This window comes from Desulfotignum balticum DSM 7044 (assembly GCF_000421285.1).
Classification (GTDB): domain Bacteria; phylum Desulfobacterota; class Desulfobacteria; order Desulfobacterales; family Desulfobacteraceae; genus Desulfotignum; species Desulfotignum balticum.
Window position 1 is genome coordinate 2,588,369 of record NZ_ATWO01000001.1, and the last position, 15,508, is coordinate 2,603,876.

General features: G+C 51.4%; 14 protein-coding genes and 1 tRNA gene. 5 read left to right on the forward strand and 10 right to left on the reverse strand.

Features of this window, described 5'->3' with window-relative positions:
• Position 1: 1 nt before the first annotated feature.
• The gene (locus K365_RS0112955; RefSeq protein WP_024334902.1) at positions 2-766 is read right to left on the reverse strand and encodes an enoyl-CoA hydratase/isomerase family protein; all 765 of its coding nucleotides are present in this window, start codon (positions 764-766) and stop codon (positions 2-4) included.
• A gap of 199 nt (positions 767-965) precedes the next feature.
• Here K365_RS0112955 and K365_RS0112960 point away from each other — a divergent pair, with 199 nt between their 5' ends.
• On the forward strand, positions 966-2,141 hold the full coding sequence (locus tag K365_RS0112960; RefSeq protein ID WP_169432950.1) for a M20 family metallopeptidase: 1,176 nt from the start codon (positions 966-968) through the stop codon (positions 2,139-2,141).
• On the opposite strand, the gene lepA is transcribed toward K365_RS0112960, so the two are convergent.
• Complete coding sequence (gene lepA, locus K365_RS0112965) at positions 2,128-3,930, reverse strand: translation elongation factor 4 (protein WP_024334904.1); 1,803 nt, start codon at positions 3,928-3,930, stop codon at positions 2,128-2,130. The genes K365_RS0112960 and lepA overlap by 14 nt on opposite strands.
• Positions 3,931-4,062: 132 nt before the next feature.
• Here lepA and K365_RS0112970 point away from each other — a divergent pair, with 132 nt between their 5' ends.
• The gene (locus tag K365_RS0112970; RefSeq protein WP_024334905.1) at positions 4,063-4,962 is read left to right on the forward strand and encodes a GGDEF domain-containing response regulator; all 900 of its coding nucleotides are present in this window, start codon (positions 4,063-4,065) and stop codon (positions 4,960-4,962) included.
• 12 nt (positions 4,963-4,974) lie between these two features.
• Here K365_RS0112970 and nadC read toward each other — a convergent pair whose 3' ends face one another.
• From nadC to K365_RS0112985, 3 genes are all read right to left on the reverse strand, one after another.
• On the reverse strand, positions 4,975-5,799 hold the full coding sequence (gene nadC, locus K365_RS0112975; protein ID WP_024334906.1) for a carboxylating nicotinate-nucleotide diphosphorylase: 825 nt from the start codon (positions 5,797-5,799) through the stop codon (positions 4,975-4,977).
• A 3-nt stretch (positions 5,800-5,802) separates the two neighbouring features.
• Complete coding sequence (locus tag K365_RS0112980; RefSeq protein ID WP_024334907.1) at positions 5,803-8,460, reverse strand: valine--tRNA ligase; 2,658 nt, start codon at positions 8,458-8,460, stop codon at positions 5,803-5,805.
• 85 nt (positions 8,461-8,545) lie between these two features.
• Positions 8,546-8,956 carry a hypothetical protein gene (locus tag K365_RS0112985; RefSeq protein WP_024334908.1) on the reverse strand — a complete coding sequence of 137 codons (411 nt, stop codon included), beginning with the start codon at positions 8,954-8,956 and terminating at the stop codon, positions 8,546-8,548.
• A gap of 174 nt (positions 8,957-9,130) precedes the next feature.
• On the opposite strand from K365_RS0112985, the gene K365_RS0112990 reads away from it, so the two are divergent.
• The 3 genes from K365_RS0112990 to K365_RS0113000 all read left to right on the forward strand — a co-directional run bounded on the left by K365_RS0112990 (position 9,131) and on the right by K365_RS0113000 (position 10,645).
• A complete protein-coding gene (locus K365_RS0112990; RefSeq protein WP_024334909.1) occupies positions 9,131-9,862 on the forward strand; it encodes an RsmE family RNA methyltransferase in 732 nt (243 codons plus the stop codon).
• Between the two features lie 76 nt (positions 9,863-9,938).
• Positions 9,939-10,014, forward strand: a tRNA-Phe gene (locus K365_RS0112995).
• 208 nt (positions 10,015-10,222) lie between these two features.
• Positions 10,223-10,645, forward strand: a complete 423-nt coding sequence (locus tag K365_RS0113000) for a hypothetical protein (RefSeq protein ID WP_006964887.1) — start codon at positions 10,223-10,225, stop codon at positions 10,643-10,645.
• A gap of 24 nt (positions 10,646-10,669) precedes the next feature.
• Here K365_RS0113000 and K365_RS0113005 read toward each other — a convergent pair whose 3' ends face one another.
• From K365_RS0113005 to K365_RS0113025, 5 genes are read right to left on the reverse strand one after another with little or no spacing between them, the layout of a single operon-like run.
• Positions 10,670-11,041, reverse strand: a complete 372-nt coding sequence (locus tag K365_RS0113005; protein ID WP_024334910.1) for a YdbL family probable chaperone protein — start codon at positions 11,039-11,041, stop codon at positions 10,670-10,672.
• A complete protein-coding gene (locus K365_RS0113010) occupies positions 11,031-11,261 on the reverse strand; it encodes a YnbE family lipoprotein (protein ID WP_337833240.1) in 231 nt (76 codons plus the stop codon). Before K365_RS0113010 ends, K365_RS0113005 begins: the two co-directional genes overlap by 11 nt.
• A gap of 8 nt (positions 11,262-11,269) precedes the next feature.
• Positions 11,270-13,666, reverse strand: a complete 2,397-nt coding sequence (locus K365_RS26640; RefSeq protein ID WP_024334912.1) for an intermembrane phospholipid transport protein YdbH family protein — start codon at positions 13,664-13,666, stop codon at positions 11,270-11,272.
• Complete coding sequence (locus K365_RS0113020) at positions 13,656-14,630, reverse strand: rhomboid family intramembrane serine protease (RefSeq protein ID WP_024334913.1); 975 nt, start codon at positions 14,628-14,630, stop codon at positions 13,656-13,658. Before K365_RS0113020 ends, K365_RS26640 begins: the two co-directional genes overlap by 11 nt.
• Positions 14,627-15,436: a putative molybdenum carrier protein gene (locus K365_RS0113025; RefSeq protein WP_024334914.1), complete on the reverse strand. Its 810-nt coding sequence runs from the start codon at positions 15,434-15,436 to the stop codon at positions 14,627-14,629. Before K365_RS0113025 ends, K365_RS0113020 begins: the two co-directional genes overlap by 4 nt.
• Between the last annotated feature and the right edge of the window lie 72 nt (positions 15,437-15,508).

Genomic DNA, 15,508 nt, shown 5'->3' on the forward strand with positions numbered 1-15,508 from the left:
TTTATTTTTTGCGCTGGGCAAATTCATCCAGAGATGTCTGGCGTTCCTTGGTGGATACGCAGGCCAGGCAGGCTTCGATTTCATAATCCATCAGGGCTTCCAGGCTGACTTCACCGGCGGCCATGGCCAGGCCCTTTTTGATGAGTTTCAACGAAAACGCGGAATTGGCGCAGATTTTATCCGCCATGGCAACGGCTTCGTCCATGAGCTGTTCCAGGGGCACGGCTTTGTTCACCAGCCCGATGCGGCAGGCTTCTTCCCCGGTAATGTTTTCAGCGGTGAACAGCAGTTCCTTGGCTTTGCCCGGTCCCACCAGGTCCTGAACCAGGCGGAACGCACCGCCGGTGACCGATGAGGTGACTTTTGCCTCAGGAGACCCGATCAATGCTTCGGCCGCGGCAATACGGATATCACATGCCAGGGCCAGTTCATAACCGGACCCCAGGGCATATCCGTTGATGGCGGCAATGGTGGGTTTTTCAAACCGCAGAATTTTTCTGGACGCTTCCTGCAGGGATTCCAGATACTGGCGATAGGCTTCAATGGTCCGGCCTTTGGAATCCTTCAAGTCCGCCCCCGTGGAAAAGGCCCGGCCTTCTCCGGTGATAATCAACGCTTTGACCTGATCATCCTGCCCCAGCGCTTCCAGCGCATCCATCATTTCCGTCCACAACTGCCGGTTCATGGCATTGAGTACTTTTGGCCGGTTCAACCGGATCACCCCCACGTGATTCCTGATGTCCACCAAAATTGTTTCATAGTCCATCGGGATAAGTCTCCTTTTATTTTTTTAAACCTGTAACAAAATTATTGTCAAGTTCAGCTTGACAGGTTTTTTTTACCTTATTTACACTTAAAAGAAAAGAGCCTTAAAGGAAAGATCTTGATTGTCTGCCCGAAATACGCAAGGATTTACATGGGTATTTTTTTAAATGTTTCCAATGTTGAAAAGAAAGAAAAATCACATGCGTGAAAAACAAAACAATGACCCTGTTCTTACCTGGCTGACCTGCCATGCCACCGAAATGTGCGGACTTCTGGCCGCCCTGGTCAATATCCAGAGCGGCACAGGAAATAAACCCGGCGTGGATCGTGTCTGCCGCGCCATACAACTGGAAATGGAAACCATGGGTTTTTTCTGTCAGCCCATTGTCCAGACCGATTACGGCGATCATCTGGTGGCACGGCATCCGGGCACGGACCCGGAAAAAAAACCGGTGCTGATCACCGGCCACATGGATACTGTGTTTCCGGCGGATACGGATTTCACCTCGTATTCGGAAGACGACACCTGTTGCTATGGACCCGGCACCGCAGATATGAAAGGCGGACTGGTGATGGGAATGTTTGCCATCAAAGCCCTGATTGAAACCCAGTGTCCGGATATGCCCCCCATTGTGTTCGTGTTCAATGCCGACGAAGAGATCGGATCCCCTTCCTCCAGACAATTGATTTTCGATCTGGCCAGGGAAAGCAGCATGGGACTGGTATTGGAAGCCGGGGGGCTTGCAGGAGAAATCGTGGTGGCCCGGAAAGGCAACCTGTCGGTTCAAATCGATGTGGAAGGCGAAGCCGGCCATGCGGCATTTGCCGGTCCTGACAAGGCCAGTGCCATCCTGGAACTGGCCCACAAAACCATTGCCATTGAAGCGCTGCACCGTCCGGATCAGGGGGTCAGCGCCAATGTCGGACGGGTGACCGGCGGCATCGGACCCAATACAGTCCCCTCCCATGCCCGGGCTGCCGTGGATTTTCGATTCACCACGGATGCGGACAAAACCCGCCTGACCCATGCGCTGGATCAGATCATGGCAGGGTCCGTCACTCCCGGGACCCGGACCACAATGACCTGGATTTCCCAGCGACCTGCCATGCCGGAAACACCGGTCAACATGGCCTTGTTCACGCAGATTCAATCTCTGGGCAAACAGCTGGGGATTTCAGTCATCCCGGAATGGCGCCAGGGGGTTTCCGACGCCAATATCATTGCCCAGGCCGGAATTCCGGTGATTGACGGACTGGGTCCCATGGGCGGAAACGACCACAGTCCGGAAGAATATATCATCAAGCAGAGCCTGAAGGACCGGGCCCGGCTGTTTGCCCACATCCTGGCCCGGTGCCGGCCCCCTATTCGGACTTGAGCACGGACAGAAACGCGGACTGAGGAATTTCCACAGACCCCACCATTTTCATGCGTTTTTTGCCTTTTTTCTGTTTTTCCAACAGTTTGCGTTTCCGGGAAATATCTCCGCCATAACATTTGGCAGTCACATCCTTTCGAAACGCGGAAACGGTTTCCCGGGCGATAATTTTCCCGCCGATGGCCCCCTGGATGGGGATTTTGAACTGCTGCCGGGGAATTTCCTCCCGCAGTTTTTTACAGGCGATCCTGGCCCGCGCCTCAGCTTTGTCTTTGTGAATGAGAATGGACAGGGCATCCACCCGCTCTCCATTGATGAGAAAATCCAGCTTCACCAGATCGGTTTCCTGGTATCCGGCAATCTCATAATCAAAAGACCCGTATCCCTGGGTGACCGATTTGAGCCGGTCGTAGAATTCATACACTACTTCGGCCAGAGGCAGTTCAAATTTCATTTCCATGCGGTTGGAAGTCAGGTATTGATAAGTTTTGCTCACGCCTCTGAATTCATGGCACACCTGCATCACATTTCCCATGTACCGGTCGGGCACGATAATGGTGGCCTTGATAAAAGGTTCCCGGATTTTGGAGATTTCTGCCGGGTCCGGATAATTGACCGGGTTGTCGATAATATTCACCTGACCGTCCGTGGTGGTGATCTCATACTGCACCGAGGGGGAGGTCAGAATCAAAGAAATGTCATATTCTCTTTCCAGGCGCTCCTGTACCACCTCCAGGTGAAGCAGTCCCAGAAACCCGCACCGGTAACCGAACCCCAGTGCTGCGGAACTGTCTTTTTCATAAATCAGGGATGCATCATTGAGTTTGAGGCGTTCCAGTGCTTCGGTGAGTTCCGCGTAATCATCAGATGCCACCGGGTACATGGAAGAAAACACCACAGGGGTGGGTTCCCGGAATCCGCCCACGGGTCTGGCACAGGGCCGATCCGCCATGGTGATGGTGTCCCCGATCTTGACATCGGAAATATTTTTGATCCCGGCAATCAGATACCCCACCTGGCCGCCATACAGGCTTTTCTGGGGGATCCGCTTGATCTGAAACAATCCCACTTCCTCCACCTTGTACTGGGAGTCATTTTGCATGAACAAAATGGTGTCCCCTTTTTTGATGGTGCCGTCAAATATCCGGAAATGGACAATGGTTCCCCGGAAAGAATCATAATGGGAATCAAAAATCAGGGCTTTGAACCGGTTATCCTTGTCCACAGTCGGTGGCGGGATGGCTGCCACAACCGCCGGAAACAGCTGATCCACCCCCTGCCCGGTCTTGGCGGAAACCTGCAGCGCGTTTTCACCGTCCAGACCCAGATCCTCCTCGATCTGATTTTTCACCCATTCAACTTCTGCGGACGGCAGATCGATTTTATTGATCACCGGCAGGATGGTCAGGTTGAGTTCCATGGCCAGGTACAGGTTGGCCAGTGTCTGGGCCTCTACGCCCTGGGTGGCATCCACAATGATCAGAGCGCCTTCACAGGATTTCAGCGCCCGGGACACTTCATAGGAAAAATCCACATGCCCCGGTGTGTCAATAAGATTCAACAGGTATTCGGTGCCGTCTTCAGCCGTGTAGGGCAAGGACACGGTCTGGGATTTGATGGTGATGCCCCGTTCCCGCTCGATGTCCATGGTGTCTAGCATCTGTTCTTTCATATCCCGTTCGGAAACAATGCCGGTCAATTGAATCAGCCGGTCCGACAGGGTGGATTTCCCATGATCGATATGGGCGATGATGGAAAAATTTCGGATCTGTTTCTGGTGAATGTTCAACGGTGCTCCAAACTAAAAGTTGACAATTATCTTTAATATAGGCTAAATTTATTTTTTTTGATACATGTATCAATTGTAGAAAAAAGTGTCAAGATCACCCCATATGACCACCCCCCTGCCCCGGGAGAAAATATGACACACAAGATTCTAATTGTTGATGACGACGACGCTGTCAAAGACTCGGTGAGCGAATATCTTACCCTGATTTCCTATCAGGTGGATGCTGTTTCCAGTGCGGAAGAAGCCCTGGGAAAACTGGAGACATCTCCGGTGGATGTGGTGCTCACCGATATCATGATGCAGGGTATGGACGGCCTGGAGCTGACCCGCATCATCAAAGAAAAATATGACCTGGAAGTCATGGTCATGACCGGTTACAATGCGGATTATTCATATGAAGAAGCCGTCAAAACCGGCGCCAGTGATTTTATTTTCAAACCCTTTCGTTTTGAAGAGCTGGACCTGCGTATCAAACGGGTGTTGCGGGAGGCGGGGCTCAAACGGGAACATAACCTGCTGCTCAAGGAAATGGAACACCTGGCCATCACTGATGCGCTCACCAAGCTGTATAACTCCCGCCAGTTTTTCCGGCAGATCAAAATGGAAACTGAAAGAAATGAAAGATATCAACATCATTTGTCGCTATTGATTCTGGATATCGATCATTTCAAGCATTATAATGATACCTGGGGCCATCTGGAAGGAGACAAGGTTTTGATGGCCATCGGCCGTATCATCAATGCCTGCATGCGGTCCATGGACACGCCCTATCGATATGGCGGTGAAGAATTTGCCGTCCTTTTACCGGAAACCGATCTTAAAAAAGCCTGTGTGGTGGGACGCCGCATCCAAAAACTCATTGGTCAGGAGGTATTTGAACCGGAACCCGGAGTTCATCGATCCATCACCGTCAGCATCGGTGCCAGTGAACTTAAACCCGGTGAAGATGTTACCTCTTTTATCCGCCGCACGGACCAGGCCCTGTATCGGTCCAAGGAAAACGGGCGGAACTGTCTGACTTACGACGACTGACGTTTCAGCCCGTCAAAAAAGACGCATACTCAAATCAACCGACCGGGCCTGGTGGGTCAGTGCCCCGCAGGAAATCACATCCACGCCGGTATCTGCAATCTCCTTCAGGGTTTCCACGGAAACATTGCCTGATGCTTCCACCAGGGCCCGGCCGTGGATTCGGGTCACAGCCGCCGCCATCTCCTTTATTGACATGTTGTCCAGCATGATCACATCCGCACCCGCTGCCAGGGCCTGGTCCACCTGATCCATGGTTGAGACCTCCACTTCAATTTTCATCAAATGGGACGTCCGGTTTTTCACGGCCTGAACGGCCGCGGAAATACTGCCGGCCACGGCAATGTGATTGTCTTTGATCAGAATACCGTCATACAGGGAAAACCGGTGATTATGGCCGCCGCCGGACCGGACCGCCTCTTTTTCCAGGTGCCGCCATCCCGGCGTGGTTTTCCTTGTATCGGTGAGCCGGGCGGAAGCGCCCTTCAATGCTGCCACATATTCCCGGGTCAAGGTGGCAATACCGGACAGCCGCTGCAAAAAATTCAACGCCACCCGTTCCGCTTTGAGCAGACACAACAGATCTCCTTCCACCGACAGCACGTCCTCCCCTCTGAAAACAGCATCGCCGTCCTGGAAAAAAAATCGAACGGTCGCTTCCGGGTCCACCATCTTGAATGTTTTTCGGACCACATCCGTTCCTGCCAGAATACAATCCTGTTTGGCGACAATCACACCATGTCCCTTTCGGGGTTCGGGCAAAATGCTTTCCGAGGTGATATCCCCGAGCCCGGAATCCTCAAACAGGGCCAGCGCGATAATCTGTTGGATCATGTCCATGGGTTATGCCATTTCCTGAATACGTTGAAGGTTGGCCGCCAGTTTTTCATTTTTTTCCGTTAAATCGGCATGCCGGGCATGGACCTTGTCGATCACTTCCTGGGGGGCTTTTTCCAGAAAACTCTCATTTCCCAGGCGTTTCTGAACCCCGACCAGTTCCTTGGTATTTTTCTCCAGTTCTTTTTCCAGGCGAAGGATCTCTTTTTCAAAATCAATCACCCCTTCCAGGGATACAAAACAAGTGGTGTTGCCGTTCACGGAACTGGCGCAGGCTTTGGGCACATTTTCCAGGTCACAGAAAGACAGGCGTTCCATGGTGGCCAATGTGGAAATCACCGCCTTGTTTTCCACGATCAGCAATTTTTCTTTTTCATTTTCCGTGTGGGCCAGCACCTTGATTTTCATGGATGGCTGGATGTTCATTTCGCTCCGGATGTTCCGGACACCGGAAATCAAATCAAACACAAAGGCCATGTCCGCTTCAACCGGCTCGTTTCTGTACCGGGCGTAGGTATCCTTTGCATAGGGAAATTCCGCCTGCATCACCGAGCCTTCCGTTGCGGGCAGCAGATGATAAATCTCTTCAGTGACAAACGGCATGAACGGATGCAGCATCACCAGGGTATCCTTGAGCACCTTTGCCAGCACCGCCCGGGCCGTGTTTCTTCGAATCCCGCCCTGTTTTTCATACAGGGCCGGTTTTTCCGTTTCAATAAACCAGTCACAGAATTCGTGCCACACAAACTGATAAACAGCAGATGCCGCTTCGTTGAACCGGTAATTTTCAATTCCTTGTTTCACGGCCAGGGATGTCGCAGCTGACCGGGACAGAATCCAGCGTTCCCATAAGGTTAAGTTGTCATCCTCAAACGCATTGTCTTCGGAAGTGATGTGCATCAATGAAAACCGGGCCGCATTCCATAATTTGTTCACAAAATGCCGGTATCCTTCCACCCGGGATTCAGACATTTTCACATCCCGGCCCTGGGCTGCAAACGCCGCCAGGGTGAACCGAAAAGCATCTGCGCCGTACTGATCGATCACTTTCAACGGATCAATGACATTGCCCTTGGACTTGCTCATTTTCTTTCCGTGCTCATCCCTGACCAGGGCATGGATGTAGACGTCTTTGAACGGCACCTCTTCCTTGAAATGGATACCGAACATCATCATTCTGGCCACCCAGAAAAACAGAATATCAAAACCTGTGACCAGCACACTGGTGGGATAAAACGTCTTGAGCAGCGGGGTTTCCTCCGGCCATCCCATGGTGGAAAAAGGCCACAGTGCCGAGGAAAACCAGGTGTCCAGCACATCGGTTTCCTGGACGATGTTTTTGGACCCGCACACGGCACAGCCTGTCGGATCGGTTTCCTCCACCATCACATGATTGCATGCCGGGCATTTCCACACCGGAATCCGATGGCCCCACCAGATCTGCCTTGAAATACACCAGTCCCTGATATTGTCCATCCAGTCGAAATAGGTTTTGGACCAGGTGTCCGGGATGATGCGGGTATCCCCGGACCGGACCGCTTCCGTAGCTTTTTCCGCCAGGGGCTTGACCTTGACAAACCATTGTTTGGACAATGCCGGTTCCACCACGGTCCGGCAACGGTAGCAGGTTCCCACGCTGTTTTTCAAAGGTTCTTTCTTTTCCAGCAGCCCCTGATCTGCAAGGGCCTGGACGGCCCGGGTCCGGCATTCGAACCGGTCCAGTCCCTGGAACGGTCCGGCCGCCTCGGTCATCAATCCTTTGTCATCGATCACTTTGATCCGATCCAGCCCGTGTTTTTCCCCCAGATCAAAGTCGTTGGGATCGTGGGCCGGTGTCACTTTCAGGGCTCCGGTACCAAACGCCGTGTCCACATACGTATCCCGGATAATGGGAATCACCCGGTCAGTAAGGGGCAGCAGTACATGTGTCTCCGCCAGATCTGTAAACCGATCGTCTGACGGATTTACGGCCACCGCAGTATCTCCAAACATGGTCTCCGGCCGGGTCGTGGCCACGGTCAGTCCTTTTTTCTGGCCCTTGAACGGATACCGGACATAATACAGGTAGGAATCCTGTTCCTCATATTCCACTTCCAGGTCCGCCAGGGCTGTGAAACACCGGGGGCACCAGTTGATGATATACTGGCCTTCATATATCAGCCCTTCCTTGTACAGCCTTACAAACACCTTGCGCACGGCATCGGACAGCCCCTCATCCATGGTGAACCGTTCCCGGTCCCAGTCACAGGACGCGCCCAGCCGTTTGAGCTGATTGATAATGGCACCGCCGGATTTTTCCTTCCATTTCCAGACCTCGTCGATAAAGGCTTCCCGGCCCAGCTGATCCCGATGTTTCCCCCGGGCCGCCAGATCCCGTTCCACCACATTCTGGGTGGCAATACCGGCATGATCCGTGCCCGGCATCCACAGCACATTATATCCTTGCAGCCGCCGGTATCGGCACATGATATCCTGGATCACATTGTTCAGGGCATGGCCCATATGAAGAACACCGGTAACATTGGGCGGGGGAATAACGATCGAAAAAGGCGGGTGGTCACTGGTATCTTCTGCTTTGAAAAATCCGTTGTCCTGCCAGAATTGATACCATTTTTCTTCAATCCCTGCCGGCTCATACCCTTTGTCCAGAGAATCCGAACCCATAATCTGCTCCTAAATACCCATATTAATGAAAAAGGGGACCCGTAAATGAATCCCCAGAATTTGTTACGTCAATGTATCCCTGCCGTTAAAACGGACCCATGCGATCCATGTCTTTTAACAGGGCGGTCTTTATTTTTTGAATTTCCTGTAAAATTACCCGCTCCATTGTATCAAAAAGCAGCGGTTCAATTTTTTGGGCAAACTTTTTTTCGATCACCCGTTCCAGTGCCGCCTCGATCTGTTCCTGAGAAACCGGCATTTCTTCGGATGGATCCTCTTGTAACAGATCTTCAGACTCGATGTCTTCGATATCCATCTCAATATCACTGACCTCTTCCATATCCGTCAGTTCAATAGCGTTGTCATCAAAGCTGTCATCCGGGATCTCATCCTCTGAGAAGGTATCATCCGACAAGATATCTTCCATGTCTTCGCCATCTTCCACCACATCCGTCAATTCAATTATCGGATCATCCTGTTTTGTTTCACCGACCATGACACCCTCTCATTTTTTCAAAAATTAACCGGATCATTATAGATCCAAACCAGCAAAATTTATCAAAGTGTCCTTCGGGTGTCAACATATTAAACCCCGAACGTCTGGAACAAGGATTGTTTTTTTCCACAAGACCCCGTATGATTTGACAAAAAACAGACACAAGGTGAATGAATGCAGAAATTCTTAATCCCCGGGGGTTCCATTCGTGAGAACCGGGTTATTCTTGACGGGTCTGACGCCCGGCATATCACCCGGGTACTGCGTCTTTCCAGAGGTGATCACTTAAGTCTCACCGACGGTATGGGAACCGATTTTTCCGGACGGATCACTGACTGCAACCGGGAACAGGTAACCGTGGAAATCATGGATACCCGGCTGTCTCAAACCGAATCCCCGCTTGTTCTCACCGTCTGCACCGGTATGCTCAAATATCAGAAAATGGATGATGTCATCCAGGGCCTGACCCAGATAGGCATTACCCGGTGGATTCCTTTTTTCTGTGAACGCTCCATCCCTTTACCGGATGCCAAAGCCCTGGACCGGCGCATGGAGCGCTGGCAGACCATCGCAAACGAAACCATTAAACAATGCCAAAGAAGCCGGGTTGTGGAGATTTCTTTTCCCATGACATTTGACCGCATCCTGGCAATGGCCAAAGACTTTGATCATTGCATCGCTTTCTGGGAACAAGGAGGTGACTCATTGTCTCAACTTATGCCCGGTAAAGGCCGCAATCAGACCCTGGTGCTGATCGGACCGGAAGGGGGTTTTTCAGAATCCGAGATCAACCGGGCATCTGCCAGCGGATTTATCCCCTATTCTCTGGGACCCCGAATCCTGCGGGCGGAAACTGCATCCCTGTGCGGGGCCGCCCTGATCCAGCACCGACTGGGAGATATGTAGCGCCATCATGAAAGTTTTATTTTTTGCTTGACATCCCCGGACAAAAAACATATAAACCCATTCGTTTGCTGTTCACGCCCAGGTAGCTCAGTCGGTAGAGCAGGGGACTGAAAATCCCCGTGTCAGCAGTTCGATTCTGTTCCTGGGCACCACATTTGAAAGGGCGTTCAACGATATTCGTTGAACGCCCTTTTTGTTTTGTATGCATAAAACCCAAAACCTCGTTCAATATGCAGCCCCCACACATAAATTCATCAAGGGATATACAGATTTTTCCTTGCCAAATACCCGATTTATAAATATAATAATCGATTAGCAAAAAATACAAAAAAACCCGATGCAGAGGGAAGGAGATATATCATGGCTAAAATTTTTTATTCCGGAAACAGAGAGGCGAAACTCCTTTCCAAAATTGAATCATCCAAAGAAAGAGAGCGGATCAAAACCCTGAATGCGATCCGGGACAATATCGAATTTTTTGCCAACAAAGTATCCATGAAACTGATCGAGAGCGGGCTCATTGAAACCGTGAGCAAATCCGCCATCGAAAATCAGATCATCCGCTGCTTAGACACATTGATCAAGTCAGAGGATTTTGACATCGATTACACGGTCGCCCCGTTCCGCACCCTGGTTGCCAACCCCAATATTGCCAGCCTGTATCTGACCGCATTTGTGGTGGAAAAACTGATTGACCACAAGGATGTGATCGATGTTTACGGCAGTGATGAAGATATTTACTACTGCATCCACAACCAATTGACACATCTGATGGCGGAATAGCCTTCCGCCATCAGATCGATCCGGTTATTTCTGGACCCAGGTGCCGTCCGGCATCTGGACATACGTGCCCGGTGCGGCCCGTTCTATCAATTGCAGGGCCCGGTTCTTTTCCACAACCGAAAGTGAGGTGTTCTGTTGTTTGGCAATATGGGCGTACACGGTTTTCCGGTCCTGGTTCTCCTGGGCGATCAGGGCTTCATGGGTTTTTTCATTGCCCACGAAATCTAAGTATCCCCGGTTGTTTTCACCCACAATTCCCTGGGTTTTCAATTGTGCAATCACGGGCAGCCGTTCTTTCATCCGTTCCTTGATTCCCTGGGCCGGCACGGAATCGGCCAGTGTCAGCACAGCTGCAATGCCAATGATCATATATAGGGCCCATTGTTTAATCCTCATTTTTCTTCTCCTCCAGTTCTTCCATGATTTCGTCTTCCTGGGCATCGATGTCGCTGAAAAAATCATCCAATGCCTTCTGCACCTTGATATTCACATCGATGGTGATGTGAATGGGCTTGACCTCCACAGGTTTGACATCCACTTCATGGCGGGTCTGACATCCGCTGAACATCATAACCATCCATACCAGTAAAATGAAACGGGGTATCAGGATCATCATCTCTCCTTTTAATTTAACAGTTTCCGGATCTTGTTGCCAAACGTCACCACCTGGTTGAAAGGAACCGTCAGGTTCACATCCAGCTGAATCCCCTGGAATCGGGAACCCGGACTCTTCGCATCCACCCTGACAAACGAATTGATATCTTTTTTATAGACAAAAGGCAGTATCCGGCCGGGTTTGCCGTCCAGTTCCATGTTCGCTGTCAATGTGTCCCCCTGGGTGGTAAACGTGAGTTTGGCCCAGGTATATTCAAAATCTTTTAACGCCTCTCCTGCCAGATCCAGCTGGCTGAATCCGGGGGAATCCATGGGAACGCCGGCCATCAGCTTTTCAGGGTTCCGGATCACTATCCGCCCCCCCTGCCCCGGGGTTGAAAATAAAAATGCATTGTCAAACGAGATCTCCCCGTTTTTGTACTTCACGGGAATGCGGCCGTTCAGACTCCCGTTTCCCTGGGCGTCGAATCCGCCCATCTGTGCCAGCAGCTGATTCAACTGAATCCGATCACAATACAGGGTCAGGTCCACGGATTGATCCTCCGAAGGCATTCGGAAAGATTCCGTGGACACCAGGCCGCCGGCCCAGTTGACCCGCAAATTCTCCAGCAGCAGAAAAGGCCCTTTTTCCAGGGTGAAACGCACGACTGCATCCGTTGCCTTGAAATCACCGGCCTGAATTCGGGCAATGGTCATCTGCTGGCCGGGAACCGATGCCGGTGCCAGAAGATCATTGAATTTGAGGTGCCCCTGAATCTGTTCAAGTGTCAAATTCTGATCCGGCACAGACACAGACCCGTCATAAATACGCAGATCCCCTCCTGTAGACAGGTGATGATTTTTCCATTCCGCAAATCCGGATACCAGAACATCCAGATCATATTCAACCGGAAACAAGGATTGCGGCATGATCTTTTCAAACTGGGACGGTGACACCTTGAACCGGTTTGTTTTGACAGTCACGTGTCCAAAAATGCCGGGATCCAGACCGGCGGTTCCATTGAGCGCAATGGTCATGGCATCGGACTCCGGCATCTGAAACGTGCCGTCAAACTGAACGACTTTTTTTTCGGTCCTGTAAATACTGCCTTTGCCCGGCAGTCCGTCGGTCATATCCATGGAAACCCTACCTGCTGTATCCAATCGGTTCAATCGGACATCCCCGTCTTGGGTATGCATATGAATCCCGGACAGGCGGGATGTCAGGTCCAAGGTCAGGGGACCGGCATTCCAATCGCCCAAAATATCGGACTGAACCGACCCCTGACCCGAAGATCCTTGCCAGCCCTGCTTTTCAATATGGGTTTGTGAAAAGGAAACCGTCATATTTCCATCAACCGCATGATCCTTTATATGCAGTGACAATGCGGCAAACGGCTGCTCCACCACGCCGGTAACATCGGTGTGCCGGAACGCCAGCTTTTCCATGGGCCGGGTCTCCCAGGTCAGGTTCACATCCCGGATACCGAATCCGGAAGCATCCAGCATCACCTGGGCCCGGCCGGACCCGGTCAAATCGGAAAAATCCGGGTGGGACACGCCCATCTCTCCCAGCACGGTGATCTGATGAGGCTCTTTTAAAATCCGGGCCACGGCATGGGGAATTTTGATTCCATCGGGCCTTGACATGATCATATCTGACAATTCTATCTGCCAGGTATTGTGGGTCAATTTTTCCACAGACCAGTCCGTGATCCCGGACCATGGGCTCTTTTTGACAGTCAGAAAATCAACCAGGGGATCAAAATCAAAGGCCCGGGCGTTGAGATGAAATGTTTCCAGGCCTCCCACGGCATGAACCCTTGTTTCCAACGTCACCTGCTGACCAAAGGGATAAAATTTTGCTTCACACACCATCTGCTGATCAGATTTGTTCATTGCCAGGGCGCCGTTAAAAGGGATCACTGTGACGTCCTGATTCATTTTCAGTATCAGCCGGGCATTGTTTATTTCAATCTGTTTTGGCAGATACGAAACATAGGATGCAGCCCTGGTTTTGAAATCTACTGATGCACTATCTTTTAAATGAGGCGGCTCCGAAGTCGGGCTGCCCTGTAAAACAGGGTCGATTAAAACTCCTTGCTCCGAATCATACATCGCATTGATTGTCAGGCCGGACAAAGTCAGGTGTTTGAGGGTCGGCACACCCCAGCCGTCAAACGCATACGACACCGATACCAGGTCCGCTGACATATCTTTGCCCCATTTTAAGTCAGAGATCAGTGTCCGGTTTTTTCCCACATGCGACACCTTGAACTGCACGTGCTGTGATGACAGCACCGCTCCATACCGATATTCAATGAACCACTGGGCCACCATGGGCAGGTTGACGGCCACGATGGCAAGAACCAGGAACATCGCACCCAAAATCATCAACAGTTTTATGCTCAAAGATTTAAATCGCATTTTTAATCCGTATGGTTAAAAACATATCTCCTTTGGGCTTTCCAGGCAATGACCGGCCCATGCCGGCCAGGCGCAGCCGGTTTCCCTGTTTCACCCCGGGGGGAATGGTGACCCGGTACAAGGGTTTGGAAAACCCCCAGGGGATGGTGATCAATTTTTTTGTACCCGTCAACGCTTCCAGAGACGACACCTCGATGGTGCCGTACAGATCCGATTCATCGGAAGCCGGGGTGGCCAGTATGGTCTGAAGTTTCGGGGTGTGCTGTTTTCGGGTGTACTGTTGAATTTTCTGCCGGGCGCCGGTTCCGGGAACCTGGCGGTTGAGTTTCACCAGCACCAGCCCGGCGATGAATCCTCCGATATGTGCCCACCAGGCAATCCCGGCTCCGGCCCCTTCACCGGCAGCGTTCAGAAACTGAATCAAAAACCAGAACCCCAGAAATATGAATGCGGGTATTTCAACAAACCAGGGAATGATGATGATGGGGATCAGTGTCAGGATCTTAGCCCGGGGATACAGCATGAAATATGCGCCCATGACACCGGCAATGGCCCCGCTGGCGCCAATGGTGGGGACCATGGAAAACGGATTGAGAAAAAAATGAAATGCCCCGGAAATCAGTCCGCACAGCACGTAAAACCCCAGAAAACGCAACGAACCGAAATGGGCTTCCACATTGTCCCCGAAAATATACAAAGACCACATGTTTCCCAGCAGATGCCAGAATCCCCCATGCAGAAACATGTAAGTGAACAAAGAATACACTTGGTTGAACCCGGAAAAATGCCGAGACATCTCGTGAATCGTGTACTTGGCCGGTACCAGTCCATAAAGATAATAAAAGGTCTCACTGGCCGGTCCCGCCTGGGTCTGAAACAGCCAGGCCAGCAAATTGATACCCATCAATCCATACGTGACCACAGGAACACAGTCGGACACCTGGTTGTCCCGGATGGGTATCATTGAACGACCCGCAGCCGGCAGGCCTGTTCACAGGCGGATTTCACCGCTTTGCCAATGACCATGACCGCATCTTCAATTGTAAAATAAGGCACATCTGCATCCCTTTGGCAGGCATCCACCAGGGCCGTGTTTCCGGTATCCAGACCCAGCCGGAACCGCAGGGCATCCACCCAGGAGAAATACACGGTCTGAATATCCGACGGATCCAGCCTTGCCACAGCGGTTTTTGATTTCAGGGACAGATCCGACATGACCTGATCGACCGCCGCATCCACGGAATCCGGGAAAACCGGGTCCACATCCAACGCCATGCCATGGGGCCAGGTAAGCGCTTTGTCCAGAAACAGCAGGTACACCAGAATCTCCAGAACCATCTTGACATCCATATAAATGTCCGGATCATGACTGGCCCGGGGGCCTGCGACATTCAACACACCGATCTTTCGTTCCTCCACAAATGATTGAAGCATCACCGCCGCTTCAAACGGATCATGGGTGACCAGGTTAACGGAGATACAGGGTTTTTTCTGGGTTTTTGCCAGTTCCCGGGTGAGTCTGGATCCGCCCATGAGGCGGCCGTGGTACAAAATAACCGTTCCCTGGGAGTCCAGAATATTCTGAAGGGTCCGGTCCCGGTAATCAGACGTCGGCATGACCGACAACCGGTATCGTGACGGCAGAGGGCCGGCTTCGGTTTTTCTTCCCTTAGGAATCCATCCGCCATAGGGAATATTGTATTTAAGCGCCACATCCAGTGCCGCCTGATCCGCACCGGTCTGGCCGCCGGAAATTATTTTTTCTAACATACCAGGCACCTGTGTTGTAAAAAAACCTTTTCTATCATATCAATACCGCGTATAACTGCAACAGAATTTTAT

Bases quoted from the DNA above. Each gene is read 5' to 3' on its own strand.
- K365_RS0112955 (WP_024334902.1), bottom strand. From the start codon at position 766: ATGGACTATGAAACAATTTTGGTGGACATCAGGAATCACGTGGGGGTG.
- K365_RS0112960 (WP_169432950.1), top strand. From the start codon at position 966: ATGCGTGAAAAACAAAACAATGACCCTGTTCTTACCTGGCTGACCTGC.
- K365_RS0112970 (WP_024334905.1), top strand. From the start codon at position 4,063: ATGACACACAAGATTCTAATTGTTGATGACGACGACGCTGTCAAAGAC.
- nadC (WP_024334906.1), bottom strand. From the start codon at position 5,799: ATGGACATGATCCAACAGATTATCGCGCTGGCCCTGTTTGAGGATTCC.
- K365_RS0112980 (WP_024334907.1), bottom strand. From the start codon at position 8,460: ATGGGTTCGGATTCTCTGGACAAAGGGTATGAGCCGGCAGGGATTGAA.
- K365_RS0112985 (WP_024334908.1), bottom strand. From the start codon at position 8,956: ATGGTCGGTGAAACAAAACAGGATGATCCGATAATTGAATTGACGGAT.
- K365_RS0112990 (WP_024334909.1), top strand. From the start codon at position 9,131: ATGCAGAAATTCTTAATCCCCGGGGGTTCCATTCGTGAGAACCGGGTT.
- K365_RS0113000 (WP_006964887.1), top strand. From the start codon at position 10,223: ATGGCTAAAATTTTTTATTCCGGAAACAGAGAGGCGAAACTCCTTTCC.
- K365_RS0113005 (WP_024334910.1), bottom strand. From the start codon at position 11,041: ATGAGGATTAAACAATGGGCCCTATATATGATCATTGGCATTGCAGCT.
- K365_RS0113010 (WP_337833240.1), bottom strand. From the start codon at position 11,261: ATGATGATCCTGATACCCCGTTTCATTTTACTGGTATGGATGGTTATG.
- K365_RS26640 (WP_024334912.1), bottom strand. From the start codon at position 13,666: ATGCGATTTAAATCTTTGAGCATAAAACTGTTGATGATTTTGGGTGCG.
- K365_RS0113020 (WP_024334913.1), bottom strand. From the start codon at position 14,630: ATGATACCCATCCGGGACAACCAGGTGTCCGACTGTGTTCCTGTGGTC.
- K365_RS0113025 (WP_024334914.1), bottom strand. From the start codon at position 15,436: ATGTTAGAAAAAATAATTTCCGGCGGCCAGACCGGTGCGGATCAGGCG.